We start from the raw sequence: 22,720 nt of genomic DNA, 5'->3' as shown, positions 1-22,720 counted from the left end.
AGACTTTAACAGAGCCAAAAATAAAAAAGGCTAGCAATATTAATATTACTAGCCCTTAATTTTTTCTAATTACTCTTTACTAAATGTTAACTCTTCATTTTCATCTAAATCCACTAGGATGTTATCACTTTTTTCTAAATCACCTTTTAGTATCTCTTCTGAAAGTTTATCTTCTATTTTCTTTCTTATAGTTCTTTCAAGTGGTCTTGCACCAAATTGAGGATCAAATCCTTCTTTACCTATATATTCTTTTGCATTATCTGTTAGTTTGATGTCTATATCTAATTTCTTAAGTCGTTTTTCTAAGTCTCTTACCATAAGCTCTACTATCTCATTTATATGAGTTTGATTTAATGAGTGGAATACTATTACTTCATCTATTCTATTTAAGAACTCTGGTCTAAAACTTCTTCTTAATTCATCCATAACATTATCACGCATTTTTTCATATTCTGCTTTTTCTTCATCTTGTGGTGCTGTAAATCCAAGTGTCTTTTGTTTTTTAATAGTAGATGCCCCTACATTTGATGTCATAATAACAACTGTATTTTTAAAGTCTACTGTTCTTCCTTTTGAATCAGTAAGCCTACCATCATCTAATAATTGAAGAAGTATATTAAATACATCTGGATGTGCTTTTTCAATTTCATCAAATAATATTACTGAATATGGTTTTCTTCTTACTTTTTCAGTTAATTGGCCACCTTCATCATAACCTACATATCCTGGTGGTGAACCTACAAGACGTGATACAGAATGTTTTTCCATGTATTCTGACATATCAATTCTAATCATCGCATCTTGTTCTCCAAATAGTGCCTCTGCAAGTGCTCTAGATAACTCAGTTTTACCTACTCCTGTTGGTCCTAAAAATATAAATGAACCTATAGGTTTATCTGGATCTTTAAGCCCTACTCTTGCTCTTCTTACAGCACTTGCAACTGCTTTTACAGCTTGATCTTGACCTATTACCCTTTCATGAAGTAATCCTTCTAAATTTAGTAATCTTTCTGATTCTTCAACTGTCATTTTCTTTACAGGAACTCCAGTCCATGAAGATACAATGTGAGCTATTTCCTCATATCCAACTTCATTAGCCTTTGATCTCTTATCTTTTTGCCATTCATTTCTTTCCTGTTCTAACTTTTCTTTTAGTTTCTTTTCTTCATCACGTAATTGTGCTGCTTTTTCATAGTTTTGAGTATTTACTGCTTCTTCTTTTTCTTGTGATAATTCTTCTAATCTTGATTCAATATCTTTAAGTTCTGGAGGTGCTGTTATTGTCTGAATTCTTACACGTGAAGCTGCTTCATCAATTAAATCTATAGCTTTATCTGGAAGATGTCTATCAGTAATATATCTTTCAGATAATTCTGCTGCAGCTTTTAAGGCTTCATCTGTAATTTTCACCCTATGATGTGCTTCATATCTATCTCTCAATCCTTCAAGTATTTTAACTGTATCTTTTATTGAAGGAGCTTCTACCTGTATTGGTTGGAACCTTCTCTCAAGTGCAGCATCTTTTTCTATATGTTTTTTATATTCATCTAAAGTTGTAGCGCCTATTGCTTGAAGTTCACCTCTTGCAAGTGCTGGCTTTAATATATTAGATGCATCAATTGCACCTTCTGCTGCACCTGCACCTATTATGGTATGCATTTCATCAATGAAAAGTATTATATCTCCTGCATTTCTTATCTCTTCCATTATTTTTTTAAGTCTATCTTCAAATTCACCTCTATATTTTGCTCCAGCTACCATTGAAGCTAAATCTAAAGTAACTACTCTTTTATCTTTTAATATTTCTGGAATTTTGCCTTCATTTATTTCTTGTGCAAGGCCTTCTGCAACTGCTGTTTTTCCTACTCCTGGTTCACCTATTAACACAGGATTATTTTTTGTTCTCCTGCTTAACACTTGAACTACTCTCTCAATTTCTTTTTGTCTTCCTATAACTGGATCTAATTTACCCTCATTGGCATACTCAGTTAAATCTCTTCCGTATTTATCTAATGTAGGTGTTTTTGTATTACTTCTATTACCTCCTGAGGTATTCATTCCAGAAGATCCACTACTAGAGTTTGTATTACCAAGCATCTTTATAATTTCATTTCTTAGCATATTTAAATCAATACCCATAGCTTTTAATAGATTAGGAGCTACACCTTCTCCTTCTTTTATAAGTCCAAGTAATATATGTTCAGTACCTACATAATTATGACCAATATTTCTTGCTTCCATAAAACTTAACTCAAATACCTTTTTAGTTCTAGGGGTAAAGCCCAAGACTTCTGTAGCTTCTTTTCCTTTTCCAAGTCTCTTTTCTATTTCTACCTTTATTTTATCAGTAGTTGCTCCTAATTTATTTAATACTTGTGCTGCAATTCCTTCTCCTTCTTTTGATACTCCCAGTAATAAATGTTCTGTTCCTACATAATTATGATTTAATGATTTTGCTTCTTCTTGTGACAATATAATTGCCTTTTGTGCTCTTTCTGAAAATCTTCCAAACATTGCCATTATTTAATTACCTCCTCTTCTAATGATTCTCTTACAATTTTTGCTCTTAATATATCTCTGTCATTTGCATCTAAATCTTTATCTGCACTATTTAAAATATGTGCAGGCTGTATTTCTATCATAAGCTTATTTATTATTACTCTATCAATATTATCTATTATGCTCATTTCTATACCTAATTTTACATCCGATAATAGACTCATTGCTTCATCAGTAGATAATATTCTTGCATTTTTTAATGTACCAAGTGATCTACATACTTTATCTTCCATTCTTATTTTATTATTAGTATAGATAGTACTTCTAGCATTTCGTTCATTTTTAACAAGTTGATTTACTATATTCTTTAATTTTTGAATTATATCGTCTTCGGACTCACCTATTGTAGTCTGATTAGATATTTGAAATAAATTACCCATCGCATTACTTCCTTCTCCATATACACCTCTCACAGTAAGACCGATTTGATTTACTGCTTGAATTATTCCATTGATTTGATTTGTTATAACAAGTGAAGGTAGATGTAACATCACTGATGCCCTCATGCCAGTACCTATATTAGTAGGACATGAAGTTAAATAACCTATCTTTTCATCAAATGCATATTTAATTTTACCTTCTAAAATATCATCAATTCTATTAGATTCATCAAAACATTTTTCTAATTCAAATCCTGGATACAAAACTTGCATTCTTATATGATCTTCTTCATTTATCATAATTGTGGATTTTTCATCTTCACTCAGTAAAAAACCACCAATTTTATTATGTTCAAGTAATCCAGGAGATATCAAATGATCTTCTACATATTTTCTACTTTCAACTATATTTAAATTTTTCATATCATAATATCTATAATTTTTACCTATTTCATCATTTTCTGTTACAGCTTTTTTTATTTGTTCTTTTACACTCTCAGAATCATCTTTATTTATCTTTTGAGGAAATTTTATATTTTCTATATTTCTTGCAAGTCTTATTCTACTACTTACAACTATATCTTGATCGCAACTATCACAATCTAACCATTTCATTTAAATCACCTCTTACTCTTTTATATCCTCTCTAAGATCCCTTATTTCATCTCTCAATTCTGCAGCTTTTTCAAACTCCTCATTTTCTATAGCCTTATTTAATTCTTTAGTTAATTTTTTTATATCATTTCTTAATTTTATACTTTTACCTGCTCTATTTGGTATTTTACCTCTATGAGTATCATGACCATGGATTCTTTTAAATAAAGGATTTAGATTTTCATTAAATGTTTCATAACATTTACTACATCCTAATTTTCCTGTTTGTTTAAATCTATTATAAGTCATCCCACAATTTTCACACTTTTTAGGCTCCATATAATCGAATCCAACACTTTTATCAAATCCACTATCAATTAATCCTGCAAGTAACTGATTAATTGAAAATGGTGAAGATATTTGTTTATTATGAGCACATTCATCACATAAATGCATTTCTTTCTTATTTCCATTTATTATTTCTTTGTAATGAACTGTTGCTTGATTTTTTCCGCATCTATCACAAATCATTTTTTCACTCCTCACTTAACAATGAAATTAGCATATACTTAAATATTTTTGCTCTTAATTCATTTTTATATTCCCCTACTAAAGATAGTGAACTATTACTTATAGCATTTTTCATAATTAAGGACTCTCTATTTGTTATAAACTCTTTTTCATTAAGATTATCTATAATATTATATGATTTTTGAGTTGTAATACTATTACCTATGCTATTTATTAATAACTTTCTAATGTCTTTTTCTTCTTTGATATTAACCCTTATTATTTTTATATACCCGCCACCACCTCTTTTACTCTCAATATAATATCCTTTCTCTGGAGTAAATCTAGTAGCTAAAACATAATTTATCTGAGATGGAGCACATTTAAAATGTTCTGCTAATTCATTTCTTTGAATTTCTAAAATATCTTTTTCAGTATCTGTCATCATTGAAACTATAAATTTCTCTATAATATCACTAATTCTTGCCATAGTTATCCCACCAAATTCACTTTAATTTTACTTTGACCTTGTTTGACCTTTATTTTCATTATATAATATCTTATTTATTATTCAAGTCTAATAATTAAATTTAATCTCAGTTTAAAATAAATTATACCCAAATTACTTTATAATATATATGATTTTCTCAATTTTTCTTATGTTTTCTACTATATTAAGACCATCTAAACTTTTAATACAGTGAAAATAAATTAATAAACCATGATTAATTAATCAACCTTTGATAGTTTCAATTTAGTTAACATATCTAACTAAGACTGTATATTAAAATATTAACAAATTTATGCAAAGTCATATTCACATCAATACTACTGTATCCTATGCCCATGCATTCCATACATAAAAAAGGAGAAGAAAATTAGTTTACTTTCTTCTCCTTACATGTAAAGTTTTAATATATGTTAACTATATTAATTTTGTATATTCCACTTCTTAGCTTGCGTAGGATTTTTGCTACTAAAATAATCTATCCAAATAGATAATTATCTTAAAAAACTACACAAATCTGTTCAAATAATACTTTAGATTTTATATCTCTTATAAATATAGCATTTGTTCTTGTAATTTAAATAATTCATTTATTCCTTCAGCTGATACTAATGTAGAAATAAGATTGATTATACAGCCCACCCTTTAGCTTTTTCTTGTTCTTTATACATGTTATAGTAACGCTTTTTATTTTTAACTAACTTTTCATGATTTCCTATTTCTTCAATTTCACCATTATTAAGCACTATTATTTGATCCGCATTTACTATAGTATTTAGCTTATGTGCTATAACTATTACTGTTTTACCTTCTGTTAATTTTTGAAGAGATCTTTGTATTTCTATTTCATTATCTGCATCAAGAGATGCTGTGGCTTCGTCTAAAAGTATAATTGGCGAGTCTTTTAATATTGCTCTTGCTATTGATATTCTTTGTTTTTCTCCTCCTGATAAAGTAGAACCCCCTTCTCCTATCATGGTATCATATTTATCTTTAAAATCTTCTATAAAATCATGACAATTAGCAAGCTTTGCTGCTCTTACTACTTCTTCATACTTAGCATCTGGTTTGCCTAACTTAATATTATTTAATACAGTGTCGTTTAAAAGATATACATCTTGGAATACTACACTCATCTGTTTAAGTAAATAATCTGGATTTACTTTAGTTATATTATTTCCTCCTATTTGTATTTCTCCACTATCATTGTCCCAAAATCTAGCTATAAGACTAGTTATAGTAGTTTTACCAGAGCCAGAAGGGCCTACTAATGCTGTAGTTGTTCCTTCCTTAGCTTTAAAATTTATACCTTTAAGTATTTGTTTATCTTTCTCATATGCAAATGAAACATTTTTAAACTCTATATCAAAATTTTTAAAATTTACATTGTCTGTACTGTATTGTAAAGGCTTTTTAGCATAAGCATCATTTATCTTTTTTGCTGAAAGTTTTAATGTTTTATACTGTGGATACTGCAATGATAGTGATTTTAATATATTTGTTAAAGAAAGACTTATAATTAAAAATGTTATAAGGGTTTTTTCATTTATACTTCCTCCTAAAAGCGTATATGTTCCTACTAATAGCACTACAGGAAGTATAAAGTCAGATAATATTTGAAACGCCAATACAAATGGTGCTACAGAAAGTTCAATCATTATGCTCTCTTTCTTAAAATTTTTAAAGGAGCTTTCTAACCTTTTAAATTTATCTCCCGTTTGGTTATGTGCTTTAAATACTTTTACACCATTTATGTACTCAATTATTCTAGATATTACATCGCTTAATACAGCTCTTTTTCTTAGCCCAAACTTTTGTGCCATATTACCACTTATTTTTAAAATAGGTATACCTATTACTATAGTTATAAGTTGAGCTAGAGCAATTTTAGTATCTATAAAAAATGATATTACAGTTATATACGGTATTAGCACAACTGCCTTTATAATTTCCCCTAAACTATGTGTTAAAATTCTTTCAAATTCAGTTACATCAGAAGTTAGTATGCTCATTAAATTTCCTATACTATTTTTATTAAAATAACCTAAGTTTAGACTTCTTATATGATCTCCTAAGCTTACTCTCATATCTTTTATAATATCAGACCCTCTAAGATGATTTAACTTATAACCTACACTTACCATTATGCATCTAAATACGAAGGCTATTATAAGAATAACAGTATACATTTTAACTTTATCCATGCTAAATGAATTATTGTTTATATCCATAAGTACATTGTATAAAACGCCTATAAAAACCATAAAACCTACACTATCTAAAAACATAAGTAAAATTGGTAGTCGTAACTTTTTAGCATCTTCTCCTATTACGCTTTTTATCATACTTATCATCCTAAGCACCTCCTTTTATTACTAGTTTTTCACTTTCTATATAAGTTTCCCACATGTCTTTATATAGTCTATTTTTACTTAATAATTTATTGTGGTTACCTTCTTCTTTTATCTCTCCTTTATCAAACACGACTATCTTATCTACATTTTTTATAGTGTGAAGTCTATGAGCTATCATTATAGTTGTTTTTCCTTTTAGCATATTTTCAAGAGCTATTTGTATTTTTCTTTCATTTTCTATATCCGAAAAAGATGTAGCTTCATCAAATATTATAATAGGAGCATCTTTTAATATTGCCCTTGCTATAGATACTCTTTGTTTTTCTCCACCGCTAAGTTTTATACCATCTTCTCCTATTTTAGTTTCATATCCATTAGGCAATGTTATTATAAAATCATGTATTTGAGCCTTCTTGGCTGCCTTTACTACTTCTTCTTTTGTTACAGTTTCATTCCCCATTTTAATATTTTCGTATATAGTGTCATTTAACATAAATATATCTTGAAATACAAAAGCTACAGATTCCATTAAGTTTTCCATAGATATATCTTTTATATTTTTATTGTCTATTAATATATCTCCATTGTTTACATCCCAAAATCTTCCTATTAGCTGTGCTAATGTAGTTTTTCCTGCTCCAGATGCACCTACAAACGCATTGATAGTTCCTTTTTCAAGCTTAGTATTTATATTTTTTAATACATCTTTATCTTCATATTTAAATGTAACATTTTTTATTTCTATATCATAACTCTTATTTTTATCGAGTAAATATGTTCCTGATTTTTGTTTAGGCATATCTAAAATGTCTTTGACTTTTTTTACGCCTTCAAATATCATGGAAAAATTTGACCCTAATTCTAGTAATGTTTTGAAGGAATTAAAAAATCCCATACTTATAACTATAAACAATAGATAAGTTCCTAAATCTATGTCACTATTAACATAGAAGTAACCTCCTAAAGGTATTGTAAATAACAAGCCTGAATCCATAATAACTAAAAATATTGAATATGATTGTGAATTAGTATTCGTTATCTCTTTCCAATAATCAGCATATTCCTCTATGGATTTCCTATACCTCTCAAAAGATAACGAAGATACATTAAAAGCTTTCATTATAGATATTCCTTGAATAAACTGAACTATACTTGAGTTCATATTTTCAAGCAGATTAAAATAATGAGCCATTCTCTTTTGAAAACCTTTAAACATCATTCTTTGAGCTACCATTCCTATAACTATAGGGATCAATAAAACTAATGCCATTTTATAGTTTAGATAAAAAAGATAAATAAACATAATAAGTGGTGCTACTACTGCTGCAGATATGTCCGGTATATGATGAGCTAAGAAGTTTTCCATTTTTTCTATATCTTCATTTATGATTTTTTTCAATTCACCAGAAGTCTTATTTGTAAAAAAACCTAGATTTAAATTTCCCATGTGTTTTATTATTTTCATTCTTATATTGTATAAAATATTAAATGCAGCCACATGAGAAAATGCACCTGATGCAACAAAAAATACTATCCTTAATAATATAATAATTGTTGCTAATATTGCTAAATTAACTACCTCTTTATAAACCACATTACCTTCAAATAATATCATTATCATTTTGTAAATAATAATAAAAGGTGCGAATGCTAATATCGAACTTATAACACTTAAAATAACTGATAAAAGTAGTTTTACTTTTTCACCTCCAGCTAAATATAGTAAATAACTTAAATTTGACTCTTTTTTCACTTTTTCCACTCCCTTCTATCTCGTATTTTACATTTATTGAAAATGATTCTCAACTCCACTAAGTATTTTTTATACTCCAAAATAAAAAGCCATAAATAATATTTAAATATAATTTATGGACTTAAATGTTTTTATGAACTTGTCTATACTCACTGGGAGTTATATTAAATTTAATTTTAAATGCTTCTGAAAATTTACTAGGATTAGTATATCCTACACAACTAGCTATTTCTGATATATTCATATCTGTATTTTCTAATAAGTACTTACCTTTGTACATTCTAACTTCTCTTAAATAACCATATGGTGTCTTATTAAATAATTCTTTAAATCCTTTCTTTAGCTTGTAAGAATTTGTATTGCACATTTCAGACAACGCTTCTATACTAGGTGGATACTCTATATTTCTAGTCAATATATCTTTAGCTTTGCATATATATTCTTTGTCTAGCTTTGTCAGAGTTATATCTGTTCTTTTACTTATTCCATAGTTTATGCTTTTAGATATAACTTCTATAAGTTTACTTTGACACAAAAGAAAACTTGTAACATCTTTAAAATTATAATTAAGCAGCTCTTTCATATCCCATTCTATCACTGGAGGAGCTTTTACTTTTAAGTGAGTACATTCTCCAAATATGACATTCAAAGATTTTTCCCACTGTTTTAGCATAGTTTCCTCACATTCAGAAAAGAAAAATTTCTTAAGCATATTATCATCTATACCTACTGTAATACCTGTATAGTTTTTCAACTCTATATTAAAACATTCTGATTGAGATAAATTGTGATTCCTATAAAATATTAAATCGCCTTTTTTAAATTTAATAAAATCTTTATGAATATCTAAGTTAACAGTTGCTTCTCCATCTATACAATAAGTAATTTCTACAAATTGCTTTTCATTTAATTGGGAATTTAGAAGTTTTCTACTAAAAGTATGGTTTTTACATACACAAAATTCTAGACCCTTATTTAGTATAATTCTATTTATAACTCCACAACCTAAATAATCCTTTACCTTGTATTCAACAGATGTGGGTTTTGTTACAGTTTTATTTAAAAAGTTATTTTCCATTAAATCAAAATATATTTCATTTATATTTCTATATTCTTCCATTTTAACTCCTATTTTATTTATATACTTAATATGCTAATTTACAATTGTTATCACTAATTATATTTTTATCATGCTAAACCTGTAATATATAATTTCATCTATTTTTTTCATTATCCCCTCTAAAAATATTTATCCATTAATTCGTTGCTTCTTTTTAAAAATTCCATTATTAATTGATTTTCTTCACGATTAAGAGAATGAATAAAGTCAAAAAAAGCCTTGTCATGTTCTTCATGATACTCTTCATGCAGCTTATACACATATTTCCCTTTTTCAGTCAAATATAATTTTTTTCTTCTCTTATTTAAATCATCTTCCAACTTATAAACCAAACCTCTGTTTTCTAGCTTTTTTACAGTCTTATGAATTACAGCCCTTGTAACTCCCATATCTCTTGCTATTTCAGAACTATAAACTCCTAACTCATCTCCAATTTTCTTTAATATGTGAATTTCACCTCGGTAAAAGGTCATATCCTCAGAGCCAAAATCTAAAATATTAATATTTCCATTGGCTACTTTTTCAATCATGGCAATAAATGAATTTACCAATTTCACTTTCGTTTCATTCATTAAATCCTCCTCAAAATCCAAATAGGATAAAGCAAATCCTCTGTTTTTTTAACTACTTCAAGTCCTGCATCTTCTAATCCATGTTCAATTTCTTCCTTTGATACAGTAACAAGATTAGAACGAAGTCTACCTGATAGCCATCTAAGTTCTCTATTTATTAATGCATCATCCTTTAAAAGAGAAGCTGAGTATAAGAAAATATATCCATTGGATGCAATTCCATCCTTTAGTTTTCTCAAGAAAGCTTTCACATCATTATAGGCAAAATCTATAATACCTGATGCAATAATTAAATCATAATCTTTACCAAAATCATCACTTATAAAGTCTCCTTCTTGATAATCTAATCTATCTAAAGGAACTCTCTTTTTTATATATGATTTAGCCCTATCTAAAACAGACCTTCTATCAAATAATCTAACCTGAGCTTCTGGATACAACAATGCCAACTCTAGAGCAAATAAACCAGAGCCACCTCCTAAATCTAAAATAGATTTAACAGACTCACTTTCAAAAAGTTGTGCTGCCTCTTTTATCAATGTATCTACTCTAAAATACTCTATTTCCTTTGCACCTACATCTAACATCCTATCAAAATCATAAATTCTTTTAGATTTTGATTCTTCTCCATTTAATAGATTACCTATATGTTCAAAATCTAATAACTCTTTTTTTATAATAAGTATTTCACCTATATAGTATGAACTTTTACTATACAAAAATTTATCAACCTTTTCATTGTTAATTAATTTTTCATTATCCTTTTCTACCCATCCTAATTTTATTAGAACTCTTAATAAAGGTTCTAATCTCTTTATAGATATTTTCATTTCTTGTGCAACTTTTTCTTTTGTTGTAGAATGATGAAAATAATCAAAAATTTTCATTTCTACAACTTGGAAGAAAAGTTTAGATTCCAAGTATTTATCAATTTGTATATAAAGATCTAAATATGTCATTAAACAAATCCCTCCTTATTGTATGCCTAGCATATATTTAGTCTATTCTAATTGATAATGTTTGTCAATTGGAATTTTAAGTTTAAATTTAATTTATTTATGGTCAAAAATTTTGATTATATAATTCATATAATTTAGAGTATTTATTTTACCTACTCTAAATCCCATATCTGAAACACATAATAAAGCTCGCCAATTGGCGAGCTTTATTATGCTTCTTTACTTTTATATTCTTCAACTATTTTTTCACTTATATTTGATGGAACTTCTTCATATCTTGAAAATTCCATTAAAAATGTTCCTCGAGCTTGAGTCATGGATTTTAAATCTATAGTATATTTAAACATTTCAGCAGCGGGAGCTTCTGCTATTACTAATTGAGTACCATCTTCTCTAGGCTCCATACCTAATATTCTTCCACGTCTTTTATTCATGTCCCCCATTATATCACCCATATACTCATCTGGTATGATTATTTCTACTCTCATAATAGGTTCTAAAAGTACTGGACCTGCCTTTTCTATTCCTTTTTTAAATGCCAATGATGCAGCTATTTTAAAAGCCATTTCATTTGAATCTACAGGATGATATGAACCATCTAATAATGTTGACTTTATATTAACTACAGGATATCCTGCAAGTGGCCCTTTTAAAACTGATTCTTTAAGCCCTTTTTCTACAGCTGGTATATATTGTCTTGGTACTGCCCCACCGAATATCTCTTCTTCAAATATAAATTCTTCTGTTGAGGGTTCAAATTTTATTATAACATCACCATATTGTCCTGCTCCACCAGATTGTTTTTTATGCTTACCTTGAACATTTGAAATTCCTTTTATAGTTTCTCTATATGCAATTTTAGGATCTGATAATTCAATAGTAACTCCAAAATCATTTTTTAATTTATTTTTAATTACTTCTAATTGTGTATTTCCTTGTCCTCCAATTAAAAGTTCTTTAGTTTCATTATTTCTTTCTACACTAAAGGTCTTATCTTCTTCTAATAATTTTTGAAGAGCTTGACCTATCTTTTCTTCATCATTTTTATTTACTGGTCTAGCAGCCATAAACAATGTTGGTTTTGGAAAGTGTATATTTTCATAAATAATAGGATTATCTTTATTACATATTGTATCACCAGTATGTGTATTGTTTAATTTTGAAACTGCTCCAATATCTCCAGCATGAACTTCATTTACTTCTATTTGCTCTTTACCTCTTAACATAAATATATTTCCTATTTTTTCTATTTCTTCAGTGTTTGAATTATATACTTCATCATCTTTTTTCAATATTCCACTTCTTACTTGAAATAGTGAAATCTTTCCTAAATATGGATCTGCAATAGTTTTAAATACTGTCGCTGAAAATGGTTCTTCATCTTTTATATTTCTTTCTTCTTCTTTATTATTATTTGGATTTATTCCACTTGGTTTTTCTAAATCAGTTGGAGAAGGTAGATAATCCCACATCATATTTAAAAGTGTTTCTGTACCCACATTTAATGTAGCAGAACCTATAAGAACTGGTATAAGTTTACCTTCAATAACTCCTTTACGTAAACCAATGTGTATTTCTTCCTCTGTAAATTCTTCTCCTTCAAAATATTTCTCTAGTAATTCATCATCACTTTCGGCTACTGATTCAATGAGCATTTCTCTATAATCTCCCATTTTAACTTCTTTTTCTGGCCAAATTTCTGCATCTTCACATACTTTTTTATCTTTATTATAAATTCTTGCTTTCATATCAACTATATTAACAAAACCTTTAAATTCATTTTCCTTTCCTATTGGAATATGAAATGGTATAACTGCTTTACCAAATTTTTCTCTTAATTGATTTATTAATTTATCATAGTTAATATTTTCTTTATCCATTTTATTTATATATAAAATAGTTGGAGTACTTCTTTTTCTAGTGAGTTTCCAAGCTTTTTCACAACCTACCTCTATTCCTGAACTAGCATCTAATACAATTACCGCTCCTTTTGATACTCTAAGAGCTGAATGAACTTCACCTACAAAATCAAAATAACCTGGAGTATCCAATACATTATATTTATGATTCTTCCATTCTAATGGTATAACAGAAGTGTAAATAGAAACTTCTCTTGATTTTTCTTCTTTATCAAAGTCTGATATTGTATTTCTATCTTCTACTCTACCTTTTCTCTTAATTGCTCCTGTAGTCATTAACATTGATTCAACTAAAGTTGTCTTACCACTACTATGGTGTCCTAAAAAAGCTATGTTTCTAATCTTATCAGCATTATAATTATACATACACTTTCCCCCTCAACTAGAGTTTATTATTCTGACTATTTATAATATTCTACATAGATTTGAAATCTCCTTCTTTATATTATTAAATTTAAAATTTATATAGAACTTTTAAGGTTAAATCATAGGATATATACCCCTTCGTTAGAATTTTAAAAATATTTTAACAAATCTTTTCTAGCTAGTGTGATATAATTAAATTAAAATTGTATTTCTATTAACAACTAGGGGGGCTATTAAATGATAAAATTTAGAGATGAAATTAAAGATTTAAAAGCTTATAGGCCAGGGAAGCCTATAGAAGATGTAAAAAAAGAATATGGATTAAAGGAAGTTATAAAGCTTGCATCTAATGAAAATCCCATGGGTACTTCAGAAAAAGTAAAAGAAAAACTAATCAAATCTATTGATAATTTAGCAATTTATCCGGATGGAAATACAACTATATTAAAAGATGAACTTGCTAAAAAATTAGATTTAAAACCGGAACAGATACTTCCAAGTAGTGGGTCTGATGAAATGGTAGATATGATATCAAAAACATTTATAAATAAAGGTGATGAAGTTATAATGGCAGATATAACTTTCCCAAGATATATCTCTACAGCCATTATGATGGGTGGCATTCCTAAAATAGTTCCACTTAAAAATTGGACTTATGATTTAAATGGTATGATAAATGCCATTACAAAAAATACAAAATTAATTTGGATCTGTAATCCAAATAACCCTACAGGTACTATGTTTAGTGAAAAAGAATTATTGAATTTTTTAGAAAAAGTTCCTGAAAATATAATAGTAGTTTATGATGAAGCTTATAGAGAATATGTAACAAGAGATGATTATCCAAAGGATAATTTAAAACTTTTAAAAAAATATTCTAATCTAATCATAATGAGAACGTTTTCTAAAATGTATGGCCTTGCTGCTTTAAGAGTAGGTTATACTATGGCAAGCGAAGAAATAATTGAAAATATAAACAAAATTAGAGGACCTTTCAATGTAAATTCACTTGCACAGATTGCAGCAGTTGAAGCTTTAAAAGATAATGAATTCGTAGAAAGTTGCTATCGAATAAATAAAGAAGGTAAAGAGTACCTATATAATGAATTCGATAAATTAAACTTAGAATATGCACCTTCTGAAACTAACCATATATTTGTTAATGTTAATATAGATTCAGAGGAAATATTTATAGAGCTTCAAAAAAGAGGCTTGATAATAAGACCTATAACAGGAACATGGATAAGAGTTACTATAGGAACAGAAGAACAAAATAAAAAATTTATAACTTTACTTAAAGAAGTTTTATCAAATTAAAAAATACCCCTAGGGGTATTTTTTAATTTGCTGGTTCATTAGCTATACTTGGTTGTGATGTAACTTTATTTCCATCATAACTATTTTCACCATGGAATATAGTTTCATCAAATTCTCCTTCTTTTTTTGATACTATAAGTGTACATACTGCATCACCAGTTATATTTACTGCAGTTCTAGTCATATCCAGTAGTCTATCTATTCCCATTATTAGCCCTATTCCTTCCACAGGTATATTAACTGATTGAAGAACCATAGAAAGCATTATAAGACCTACCCCAGGAACTCCAGCTGTACCAATTGATGCTAAAGTAGCTGTAAATATTACAGTTAGTATTTGAGCAAAAGTTAAATCTATATCATATACTTGAGCTATAAATATAGTAGCAACTCCTTGCATTATAGCAGTTCCATCCATATTTATTGTTGCACCCAGTGGTAATGTAAACGAAGATATATTTTTTGATACTCCTAAATTTTCTTCGGAAACATCTAATGTTACAGGTAAGCTACCACTACTAGTAGCAGTAGAAAATGCTACTGATATTGCTGGGAAGAAATTTTTGAAAAATCTCACAGGACTAAGTCCTGTAAATAATTTTAATATTCCTCCATAAGTTAATACTGCATGTAATAAAAGAACTCCAACTACAGTACCAAAGTATTTAGCAAGTGGAACTATAGCAGTAAGCCCCTCATTTGCAAATGTCTTAGCTATAAGACCAAAAACTCCTATAGGAGCAAGTAGCATTATGAAAGATACCATTTTCATCATAAGTTCATTTAACTCGGAAAATAGTTGTGATACATTCTTTGCCTTCTCTCCAAGAGCCGAAAGTCCAATACCAATTAAAAGTGCAAATACTATGATCTGAAGCATATTAGTATTTACCATTGAAGATACTGGATTTGTAGGTACCATATCTAAAAATACATCTACTATTGGTACTGATTCATTTATTTCTACTTCTTGTGTTACTACTCTTGATAAATCAAGTCCACCGTCTGTAATACCTGGATTTACAATTGATGCTACAAATAATGCAAGTGATATAGCTATAGCTGTAGTAGTTATATAAAAAAGTACTGTTCTTCCTCCAATTCTACCAAGCTTTTTAATATCTCCAATACTTGATGCCCCATTTACTATTGAAATAAATACAAGTGGTACCACTAGCATTTTTATTGCTCTTAAAAATACTTGACCAATAAAATATAAAAGTCCATCAACTATTATGGTATCTCTTATCATTCCTTTTGGCACAAAAAAGTAAAGAATTAATCCAGTTAAAAGACCTAAAAACAAACCTAATAAAATCTTTGTTGTTAACCCTAACCCCTTTTTTTCCATACAAAATCCCCTTTCATTATAAATATTAATTATTAGTAACATTTATATTATAATGAATTTTTTAGGCTTTGTCAATTCATTTTTCTAAATTTATTGATAACTCTTAAGTGATTATATTATATTTTGACTTATAGGAAAAAAAAATGTATAATATATATTAGTGATAATTATTTTCATTTAGTAAATGTTATCGAATATATAGATATTATATTAGATTGGAGGTATTCTAATGTTACAAATGAATTTACAACTTTTTGCACATAAAAAAGCTGGTGGTAGTTCAAAAAATGGACGTGATAGTGAATCTAAAAGACTTGGCACTAAAAGAGCAGATGGACAGTTTGTGCTAAGTGGAAATATATTAGTAAGACAAAGAGGCACTAAGATTCATCCAGGTGTAAATGTAAAAAGGGCAAAAGATGATACTTTATTTGCAATATCAGATGGTATAGTTAAGTTTGAAAGATTAGGTAAAAAAAAGAAAAAAGTAAGTGTCTATCCAGAAGTTATTTAATAAAAAATGGTCAATTTAACCAAAGTTAAATTGACCATTTTTTATTTTCCAGTACTTCCTATTCCACCAATTCTTTTGTTTTTTGTGTTGTCATTATCTGTTAAAAGATAATTTATGAATAATCCTTGAGCTATTCTTTCATTTTGATTTATTTCTACTGTTTTTTTAGAAATATTAGTAATAGCAACTCCTATATTTCCATCATTAGATGGATTGGAATAATAGTCTTTATCTATTATTCCAGTGCCATTTGCTAATACAAGTCCTTTTTTAATACCTATAGAACTTCTTATATACACTTGTAACACTTCATTGTCTAACATATAAGCCTTTATATCTGTCCATATTATTTTGGTCTCTTGAGGCTTAATAATAAATTTTTCAGGAGTATATATATCATATCCTGCAGAACCAGTACTAGCCCTTAAGGGAATATTTATTTCTTTTTCTTTATGAACTCTAAATTCATCATCTACTAATTCAAATCCTCTTACCTTCAATTGTATTCCTCCATTACCTTATTGGACATACTCCAGTATCACAACTTTCATCTCCAATATCAAATTCAGTTTGTTCTTTTTCATATTTGCTTAATAATGATGGAACAAATGGTTTCATTTCTGACATTCTTCTATTATATTCTTCTTCTTCAATTGCTTCATATGGAAGTAATTCATAGAAATTATCATCTAATGATAAGAAGGATAAAGCTACTACATCATCCCAATTATTCCATACCCACTCTTCAACTTCATCCCATTCATAATCTCTTACATGAACAGTTATTGAACAGTTATGTTCTACATAATTCTCCATAAATAGTTTATAATTTTCTAGTTGTTCTATTGCAGATACGTCATACTTAGTTTTTCCTTCAGGAGATTTAACAGGAAATTCTATAACTTTAGTAGTACATGTATCATAATCTTGACCTACTTCTGGATGTATTGGATATTCTAATTCTTCACATACCTTAACAAGTGGATCATCTGCATTTATTCTTACACGTCTTATATAATACGGAGAGTGTGAGTAATGTACACCACTTGAAACAGTTGGTAATTGACTAAGTGTACCTTCAGGTTTTACTGTTGTAACAAGTAATGGAACATTTTCACCTATATCTTCAGCATATTCTGTTGAAGCTTCTTTAGCTGCATCTTTAAGTTCCCTTAATATTCTTGCTTGTTCATCACTATCCATATTTGTAGCATTAACCATATCTTGCCATCCAGTTAAGGAGCAACCTATAAGCTTATCTCTTTGTTGAACTCTATCCCATTTTGGAAGTTCTAATTCTACACAAGTCATTCTATAACCTGCTCTTGCAGATAACCTTTGAGCTTCTTTTAATCCTTCTATATCAAGATTTCCATTTTTATCTACAAATGAATATACATTAATAGTAGTTAGATTACATAATCCTCTAGAGTCAAGTAATATTTCTCCACATGGATTAACTCCATTCATATTTGGTCTTCTCTTTGCACCAGCTACTTCATTTACCCAACCTGGTTCTCCTGAATATCTCATTTTTTCTAATTGCCAATGTAATCGTTCACGACTTGGTTTTTCCTTATAGTATATTGAGTTATTACTCATTTGTCTATGGATTATATCTTTATCAACTATCCATTGACCATCAATTTGTTTATATAGATTTGTTTTTGCATCTATTGCTTCTTTATCTTCTGGATCTACTAATACTATTTCTGCTGTTCTTCTAACCAATTATGTTCAAGTATGTTCGTTATACATACCCCGTAGAATTAACTACTGCTATATGTTACCATATAGTTCAGACCATATCTTGACAAAATAATTTTGCCCTCTCCGTTTCGATTTAAGGGATTCTCACCCACCACTTGGCCCTACTCTACTCGCTTATTAGCTTTTTAGCTATGCTTTCGATGGTCGTTGCACCTTCCTATAATTTACTTCAATCGCTTTATTTCTAAACCTTCATAAACTGAATTTGGCGTTTTCTTTTTATAATTAAGTATTCCACCATTCATATAGATTCTTGAAAAAGCTATTCCAAACTTTTTTTCACATTCTTTGTATGTTAAAATTTCTTTTTTGTCAGGTGAATATGTAATTTCATACATTTTAGAATTTGGATGATTAAATCCTTTTTTGCCAAACATCCCATTCTTTTCACCTTCAATAAGAATTCCATTTTTATACATAGGATTATCTTTTCCAAATCTAGCGCCTTTTCCCCTTCTATTCTTAGAAATTCTTTCTTTTGTTTCTTCATTATGTCTCTTACCATAGAAAGGATTGTTTTCACCAGAAAAATCTATATTTTGTGTTCTCATACCATTTTTATCCCCATAGTGAGGATTTTGTGCTGTAGGATTTAAAAAACCTTCGGCAAATCCTGTACCTCCATTAGTAAAATTACACTTTGCTTGACCTATAGCTTTTAAATCAGCTATTCTTTCTATTTCTTCTTTACAAGCTTCTTCATTAGTTAACTTTTGTTTATAAAGACGAACAGCACAATTATATTTGTTATAAATATTCATGAAGTATTTACTACGATTGTGTAATTCAAACCTTCTTAATTCTGTACCTTTTCCAACATAAAAAATCTCAAATGTATCAATTATAAACCATTCATATACATAAAATTTCTTTTCTGGCACATTTTCACCTCCGATTTGTGATAGAGATGAAGTAATTTATAGGCTTGGCTCATGATTGTCCTTTTAAAAAGGAGTTCCCATGAATTAAAAGAGTTTTTTTAGTTGGAAGCATATGAAAGTTTACCACCAACAACTACATTTTCTCCAATTATATTAGCTATATCTAAGCAATCAATTGGTCTAAGTTTTATCTTTTTCTCTCCAAATATAATTCCTAATTTGTTTATAACTTTATCTATTTTAGAGAACATATTTTTAAGACTTTGATGTCCACTAGCAGTACCACCAAATGTTTTAAGTTTTTCTCCTTGTGGTCTTACATTATCATAGTTTACTATTATTGTAGTTATATTTCTATATTCATTACTTGAAATAAGTTTAAAGTAATAATCTAAAGATTGAACCCATCCTTCTTTACTATCTCCTACAATAATTTTTGCAGTATCATTGTGGAAAAATTCAAGACTTGTGCTATCTTCTCTCTCATGTTTAGGAATTGGTGTATAATCTTCATTTATAAGTTCATAATTTGATCTTACTTTTGGTAAAAGCTTTACGTCATCTCTTAACACTCTTACTCCTACTCCAGAACCTACCATTAGAAGATAAAATAAATCTCTAAATGATTCAAAGTCCTCTATTACTTGGAATGAACAATTATAATTAGCCATAGGGTAATGTTTTGCAACTGGAGTATTACCTACCCAGAATGTTCTACCAGATAAAAATTGTCTTAAATTATATATATTATCATATAATTTTTCTGCCTCTTCTCTTGTAGTAGGTACAAGGCTACAATTATATTCTACAGCACGTCTTACAGTTTCCCACCAATACTCACGTCTACTTTCTTCTGGAATCCATCTAGAATATGTTCTATAATATATAAATTCTCCTAATTGTTTCATAGGCGATGGTTTATGTTTATATTCACTTATAAAATCATCTGTGAGTAAACGTACCTCTTTTTTCTTTGATGATCTTCTTTTACCCTTTTCAAATCTATATATTATGTACCTTTTTGCTACATCTTTTCTAGGGCTATCCATCAGTTCATGCTCTACCATATCTTGTATATCTTCTACAAATACATTCATATCTCTTTGAAGTATTTTTTCTTCAATACTATCAGTAATTGTTTTACTTAAATCTTCATCTATACCTTTTTTTGTTTCTGCCATAGCATTTTCTATAGCTCTTTTAATTTTATTTGCATTAAAAGGTACCAAAGATTTATCTCTTTTCATTACACTAATCATGACAAACCTCCTAAATCTTAATATAATATATTTTACCCTATATATATGGGCAAAAACAAAATATACACAATATTTTGTGTATATTTTTATTTTTATTACTACATATAGTATTTTATCATGACTTTATATTAATAGCAATACTTATTAATTAAATTAACTTATTCTTTTTCTAAAGCACCTTCTGTATATCTATTTGCAGCATTCCATAGTATCCATTCTTCAAGACCTGAATCATAAGTAGCCTTTATCTGAGCTCTAACTTGTTCAGGACCATATGTTATATAATTAGAACCATATGCACTTTTAAGCCAAGGGGCAGAAAAATCTTGTAACCATGGTCTTATTTTAGCTCTTTCTTCTTTAGGTATAGTGTCTAATCTTTCTACAGCTTGATCCATAGCTTTATTTACTATTTCATAAGGTTTAGTATCAGGATAATCTACACCATAGAACCCTAATCCATAATGTGATGGATAAACCATGGGACTTAGAATATCAGTATTTGCACCTAGTAACTCTAGCTGTTGACCTATTGTAGAATCTCCTTTAACTGCTATTATATCTCCAAAAACATCTGCTGATACAACTACGCCCTTATCATGAAGTCTCTCTCTTGCATAATCTAAAAATTCTTTTATAGCATCCGCTTTAGATTTATCTTTTCCTGCTTGTCCATAATCTATATTTCCTCTATCTCCATCAGTAGGAAATCTTACATAGTCAAATTGTATTTCTTTAAATCCCATAAGTGCTGCTTCTTCTGCTAATTGAATTGGATATTCCCACGAATCTTTATTATACGGATCTAACCATGCATTACCTTTGTTATCTCTCCAAACTCCTCCTGATTTATTCTTTATAGCTAAATCAGGTCTAGCAGATCCAATAACTTTATCTTTAAAAGTAACTATTCTTGCTATTGGATATATGTCATTATCAATAATTTCTTTCATTCGTTTACTAAAAAAATCCCTATCATTCATTATAACAACTTCATTAGCTCCAGCTTCTATTGCAAGAGGTACATCAGATTTATATGAAAGCATTCCTCCATCATCTTTTACATCAATAACCATTGAATTTATCTCAGTTCTATTAGCTAAGTCTAATAATTCATTATATTTAGTTGGATGTCCATATGAATGTCCTGTTACAAATATACCTTTTACTTTTTTATCTTGCTTATATAAACCCCAATCTGTAGATGGCTGAGATATGTACCCATCTTCATTTATATTAGTAAATTTGTTTTCATCTGCAATAACTTTATTTGGCATAAATGAGAAAGTAAAAGCTGAAAATGATAAGCCTAAAATTAAACCACTTGTTACTACTTTTTTTCTTATGTTATTCATATTATTCTCCTTTATACTATATTTAATATTATTTTATTATATCTAATATATCTTGTACCGTATCTAAGATATACTTTCCTTTTCTATATTGCTTTTTTGCCACAATAATTTCGGGTTGTGTTCCTTCATTTTCTATCTTTTTTATAACTTTTGGCCTTTCTATAAACCTTCCTAATTCATTAAACTTATTATCATAAATTATAAAAGTAGGTATTTTAGAAAATTCATCTTCATATCCATCTTTTTCTATAATAGATATCTTTATACTTTCATTTAATTTATTAAATATTTGTACAGCTGGAACATTTACTATACAATCGGGACACCAAAGTTCAGCACAAACTAATATATTTATTTCTTTGTCTATATTCTTAATTTGTGAAGTTAAATCTTGTCCTAATTCTATATTATTATAAAAATCTAATGTAGCATCTTTATATTTTGGTTCTGAACTATTTAAAAATTCATCAAAAGATAATCCTTTATTAAAAGTCTCAATCGTATTCATATTTACCTCCTAATATTAAGTTTACTCTAAAAAAATCAGAGTTATAATAACACTTATAACTCTGATTATATTATATTTACTAAATAAACACAACAAAAAAACCAGCAACGTCCTACTCTCCCAAGGCGTTACCACCTAAGTACCATCAGCGCTGAAGGGCTTAACTTCTGT

19 protein-coding genes and 1 rRNA gene are annotated in these 22,720 nt (G+C 28.5%); 2 read left to right on the top strand and 18 right to left on the bottom strand.

Translation table 11 applies throughout. The annotated features are described in order from the left end of the window. Positions 1 to 69: 69 nt before the first annotated feature. The 10 genes from D3Z33_RS14445 to fusA form a co-directional block, all read right to left on the bottom strand. A complete protein-coding gene (locus D3Z33_RS14445; protein ID WP_201750547.1) occupies positions 70 to 2,514 on the bottom strand; it encodes an ATP-dependent Clp protease ATP-binding subunit in 2,445 nt (814 codons plus the stop codon). A 5-nt stretch (positions 2,515 to 2,519) separates the two neighbouring features. Next, positions 2,520 to 3,554, bottom strand: a complete 1,035-nt coding sequence (locus D3Z33_RS14440) for a protein arginine kinase (protein WP_160198486.1) — start codon at positions 3,552 to 3,554, stop codon at positions 2,520 to 2,522. Between the two features lie 12 nt (positions 3,555 to 3,566). Beyond that, positions 3,567 to 4,064, bottom strand: coding sequence for a UvrB/UvrC motif-containing protein (locus D3Z33_RS14435; RefSeq protein ID WP_160198485.1), 498 nt, complete (start codon positions 4,062 to 4,064; stop codon positions 3,567 to 3,569). Positions 4,065 to 4,068: 4 nt separating this feature from the next. Continuing rightward, positions 4,069 to 4,533: a CtsR family transcriptional regulator gene (locus D3Z33_RS14430; RefSeq protein ID WP_160198484.1), complete on the bottom strand. Its 465-nt coding sequence runs from the start codon at positions 4,531 to 4,533 to the stop codon at positions 4,069 to 4,071. Positions 4,534 to 5,180: 647 nt separating this feature from the next. Further along, entirely contained in the window at positions 5,181 to 6,905 is a 1,725-nt protein-coding gene (locus D3Z33_RS14425; RefSeq protein ID WP_160198483.1) for an ABC transporter ATP-binding protein, read from the bottom strand. A gap of 1 nt (position 6,906) precedes the next feature. Further along, positions 6,907 to 8,658 (bottom strand): ATP-binding cassette domain-containing protein, encoded by a 1,752-nt coding sequence (locus D3Z33_RS14420; protein ID WP_160198482.1) that lies wholly within the window; start codon positions 8,656 to 8,658, stop codon positions 6,907 to 6,909. Positions 8,659 to 8,779: 121 nt separating this feature from the next. Further along, positions 8,780 to 9,778 (bottom strand): helix-turn-helix domain-containing protein, encoded by a 999-nt coding sequence (locus tag D3Z33_RS14415; RefSeq protein WP_160198481.1) that lies wholly within the window; start codon positions 9,776 to 9,778, stop codon positions 8,780 to 8,782. Positions 9,779 to 9,897: 119 nt separating this feature from the next. After that, complete coding sequence (locus D3Z33_RS14410; RefSeq protein WP_160198480.1) at positions 9,898 to 10,350, bottom strand: MarR family winged helix-turn-helix transcriptional regulator; 453 nt, start codon at positions 10,348 to 10,350, stop codon at positions 9,898 to 9,900. After that, the gene (locus D3Z33_RS14405) at positions 10,350 to 11,309 is read right to left on the bottom strand and encodes a class I SAM-dependent methyltransferase (RefSeq protein WP_160198479.1); all 960 of its coding nucleotides are present in this window, start codon (positions 11,307 to 11,309) and stop codon (positions 10,350 to 10,352) included. The genes D3Z33_RS14410 and D3Z33_RS14405 overlap by 1 nt, the downstream gene beginning before the upstream one ends. A 209-nt stretch (positions 11,310 to 11,518) precedes the next feature. After that, positions 11,519 to 13,594: an elongation factor G gene (gene fusA, locus D3Z33_RS14400; protein ID WP_160198478.1), complete on the bottom strand. Its 2,076-nt coding sequence runs from the start codon at positions 13,592 to 13,594 to the stop codon at positions 11,519 to 11,521. Positions 13,595 to 13,831: 237 nt separating this feature from the next. Between fusA and hisC the strand changes: the two genes are divergently transcribed. Beyond that, positions 13,832 to 14,911 carry a histidinol-phosphate transaminase gene (gene hisC, locus D3Z33_RS14395; protein ID WP_160198477.1) on the top strand — a complete coding sequence of 360 codons (1,080 nt, stop codon included), beginning with the start codon at positions 13,832 to 13,834 and terminating at the stop codon, positions 14,909 to 14,911. Between the two features lie 22 nt (positions 14,912 to 14,933). Here hisC and D3Z33_RS14390 read toward each other — a convergent pair whose 3' ends face one another. Continuing rightward, entirely contained in the window at positions 14,934 to 16,262 is a 1,329-nt protein-coding gene (locus D3Z33_RS14390; protein ID WP_160198476.1) for a dicarboxylate/amino acid:cation symporter, read from the bottom strand. 229 nt (positions 16,263 to 16,491) lie between these two features. Here D3Z33_RS14390 and rpmA point away from each other — a divergent pair, with 229 nt between their 5' ends. Next, entirely contained in the window at positions 16,492 to 16,776 is a 285-nt protein-coding gene (rpmA, locus tag D3Z33_RS14385) for a 50S ribosomal protein L27 (protein ID WP_160198475.1), read from the top strand. A 41-nt stretch (positions 16,777 to 16,817) separates the two neighbouring features. Here the strand turns inward: rpmA and D3Z33_RS14380 are convergent, their stop codons facing one another. From D3Z33_RS14380 to rrf, 7 genes are all read right to left on the bottom strand, one after another. After that, positions 16,818 to 17,276, bottom strand: a complete 459-nt coding sequence (locus tag D3Z33_RS14380; protein ID WP_201750545.1) for a dUTP diphosphatase — start codon at positions 17,274 to 17,276, stop codon at positions 16,818 to 16,820. 13 nt (positions 17,277 to 17,289) lie between these two features. After that, positions 17,290 to 18,507, bottom strand: coding sequence for a hypothetical protein (locus tag D3Z33_RS14375; RefSeq protein ID WP_160198474.1), 1,218 nt, complete (start codon positions 18,505 to 18,507; stop codon positions 17,290 to 17,292). A 203-nt stretch (positions 18,508 to 18,710) separates the two neighbouring features. Beyond that, positions 18,711 to 19,427, bottom strand: a complete 717-nt coding sequence (locus D3Z33_RS17140; protein WP_160198473.1) for an NUMOD3 domain-containing DNA-binding protein — start codon at positions 19,425 to 19,427, stop codon at positions 18,711 to 18,713. Between the two features lie 98 nt (positions 19,428 to 19,525). Next, positions 19,526 to 20,686, bottom strand: a complete 1,161-nt coding sequence (locus D3Z33_RS14365) for an ATP cone domain-containing protein (protein ID WP_160198472.1) — start codon at positions 20,684 to 20,686, stop codon at positions 19,526 to 19,528. Positions 20,687 to 20,844: 158 nt separating this feature from the next. After that, the gene (locus D3Z33_RS14360) at positions 20,845 to 22,041 is read right to left on the bottom strand and encodes a putative glycoside hydrolase (protein WP_160198471.1); all 1,197 of its coding nucleotides are present in this window, start codon (positions 22,039 to 22,041) and stop codon (positions 20,845 to 20,847) included. 28 nt (positions 22,042 to 22,069) lie between these two features. After that, a complete protein-coding gene (locus tag D3Z33_RS14355; RefSeq protein WP_160198470.1) occupies positions 22,070 to 22,549 on the bottom strand; it encodes a thioredoxin family protein in 480 nt (159 codons plus the stop codon). A 99-nt stretch (positions 22,550 to 22,648) separates the two neighbouring features. Further along, positions 22,649 to 22,720, bottom strand: a 5S ribosomal RNA gene (gene rrf, locus D3Z33_RS17205); the annotation flags it as partial.

It is taken from the genome of Senegalia massiliensis (genome assembly GCF_009911265.1).
Taxonomy (GTDB): Bacteria; Bacillota; Clostridia; order Tissierellales; family SIT17; genus Anaeromonas; species Anaeromonas massiliensis_A.
This window is presented reverse-complemented; position numbering and strand designations above follow the sequence as displayed.

Coding starts and splice junctions, on each gene's coding strand:
- fusA (WP_160198478.1), bottom strand. CDS start 13,594: ATGTATAATTATAATGCTGATAAGATTAGAAACATAGCTTTTTTAGGA.
- D3Z33_RS14360 (WP_160198471.1), bottom strand. CDS start 22,041: ATGAATAACATAAGAAAAAAAGTAGTAACAAGTGGTTTAATTTTAGGC.
- D3Z33_RS14440 (WP_160198486.1), bottom strand. CDS start 3,554: ATGAAATGGTTAGATTGTGATAGTTGCGATCAAGATATAGTTGTAAGT.
- D3Z33_RS14365 (WP_160198472.1), bottom strand. CDS start 20,686: ATGATTAGTGTAATGAAAAGAGATAAATCTTTGGTACCTTTTAATGCA.
- D3Z33_RS14435 (WP_160198485.1), bottom strand. CDS start 4,064: ATGATTTGTGATAGATGCGGAAAAAATCAAGCAACAGTTCATTACAAA.
- D3Z33_RS14445 (WP_201750547.1), bottom strand. CDS start 2,514: ATGTTTGGAAGATTTTCAGAAAGAGCACAAAAGGCAATTATATTGTCA.
- D3Z33_RS14405 (WP_160198479.1), bottom strand. CDS start 11,309: ATGACATATTTAGATCTTTATATACAAATTGATAAATACTTGGAATCT.
- hisC (WP_160198477.1), top strand. CDS start 13,832: ATGATAAAATTTAGAGATGAAATTAAAGATTTAAAAGCTTATAGGCCA.
- D3Z33_RS14355 (WP_160198470.1), bottom strand. CDS start 22,549: ATGAATACGATTGAGACTTTTAATAAAGGATTATCTTTTGATGAATTT.
- D3Z33_RS14390 (WP_160198476.1), bottom strand. CDS start 16,262: ATGGAAAAAAAGGGGTTAGGGTTAACAACAAAGATTTTATTAGGTTTG.
- D3Z33_RS14415 (WP_160198481.1), bottom strand. CDS start 9,778: ATGGAAGAATATAGAAATATAAATGAAATATATTTTGATTTAATGGAA.
- D3Z33_RS14410 (WP_160198480.1), bottom strand. CDS start 10,350: ATGAATGAAACGAAAGTGAAATTGGTAAATTCATTTATTGCCATGATT.
- D3Z33_RS14425 (WP_160198483.1), bottom strand. CDS start 6,905: ATGATAAGTATGATAAAAAGCGTAATAGGAGAAGATGCTAAAAAGTTA.
- rpmA (WP_160198475.1), top strand. CDS start 16,492: ATGTTACAAATGAATTTACAACTTTTTGCACATAAAAAAGCTGGTGGT.
- D3Z33_RS14430 (WP_160198484.1), bottom strand. CDS start 4,533: ATGGCAAGAATTAGTGATATTATAGAGAAATTTATAGTTTCAATGATG.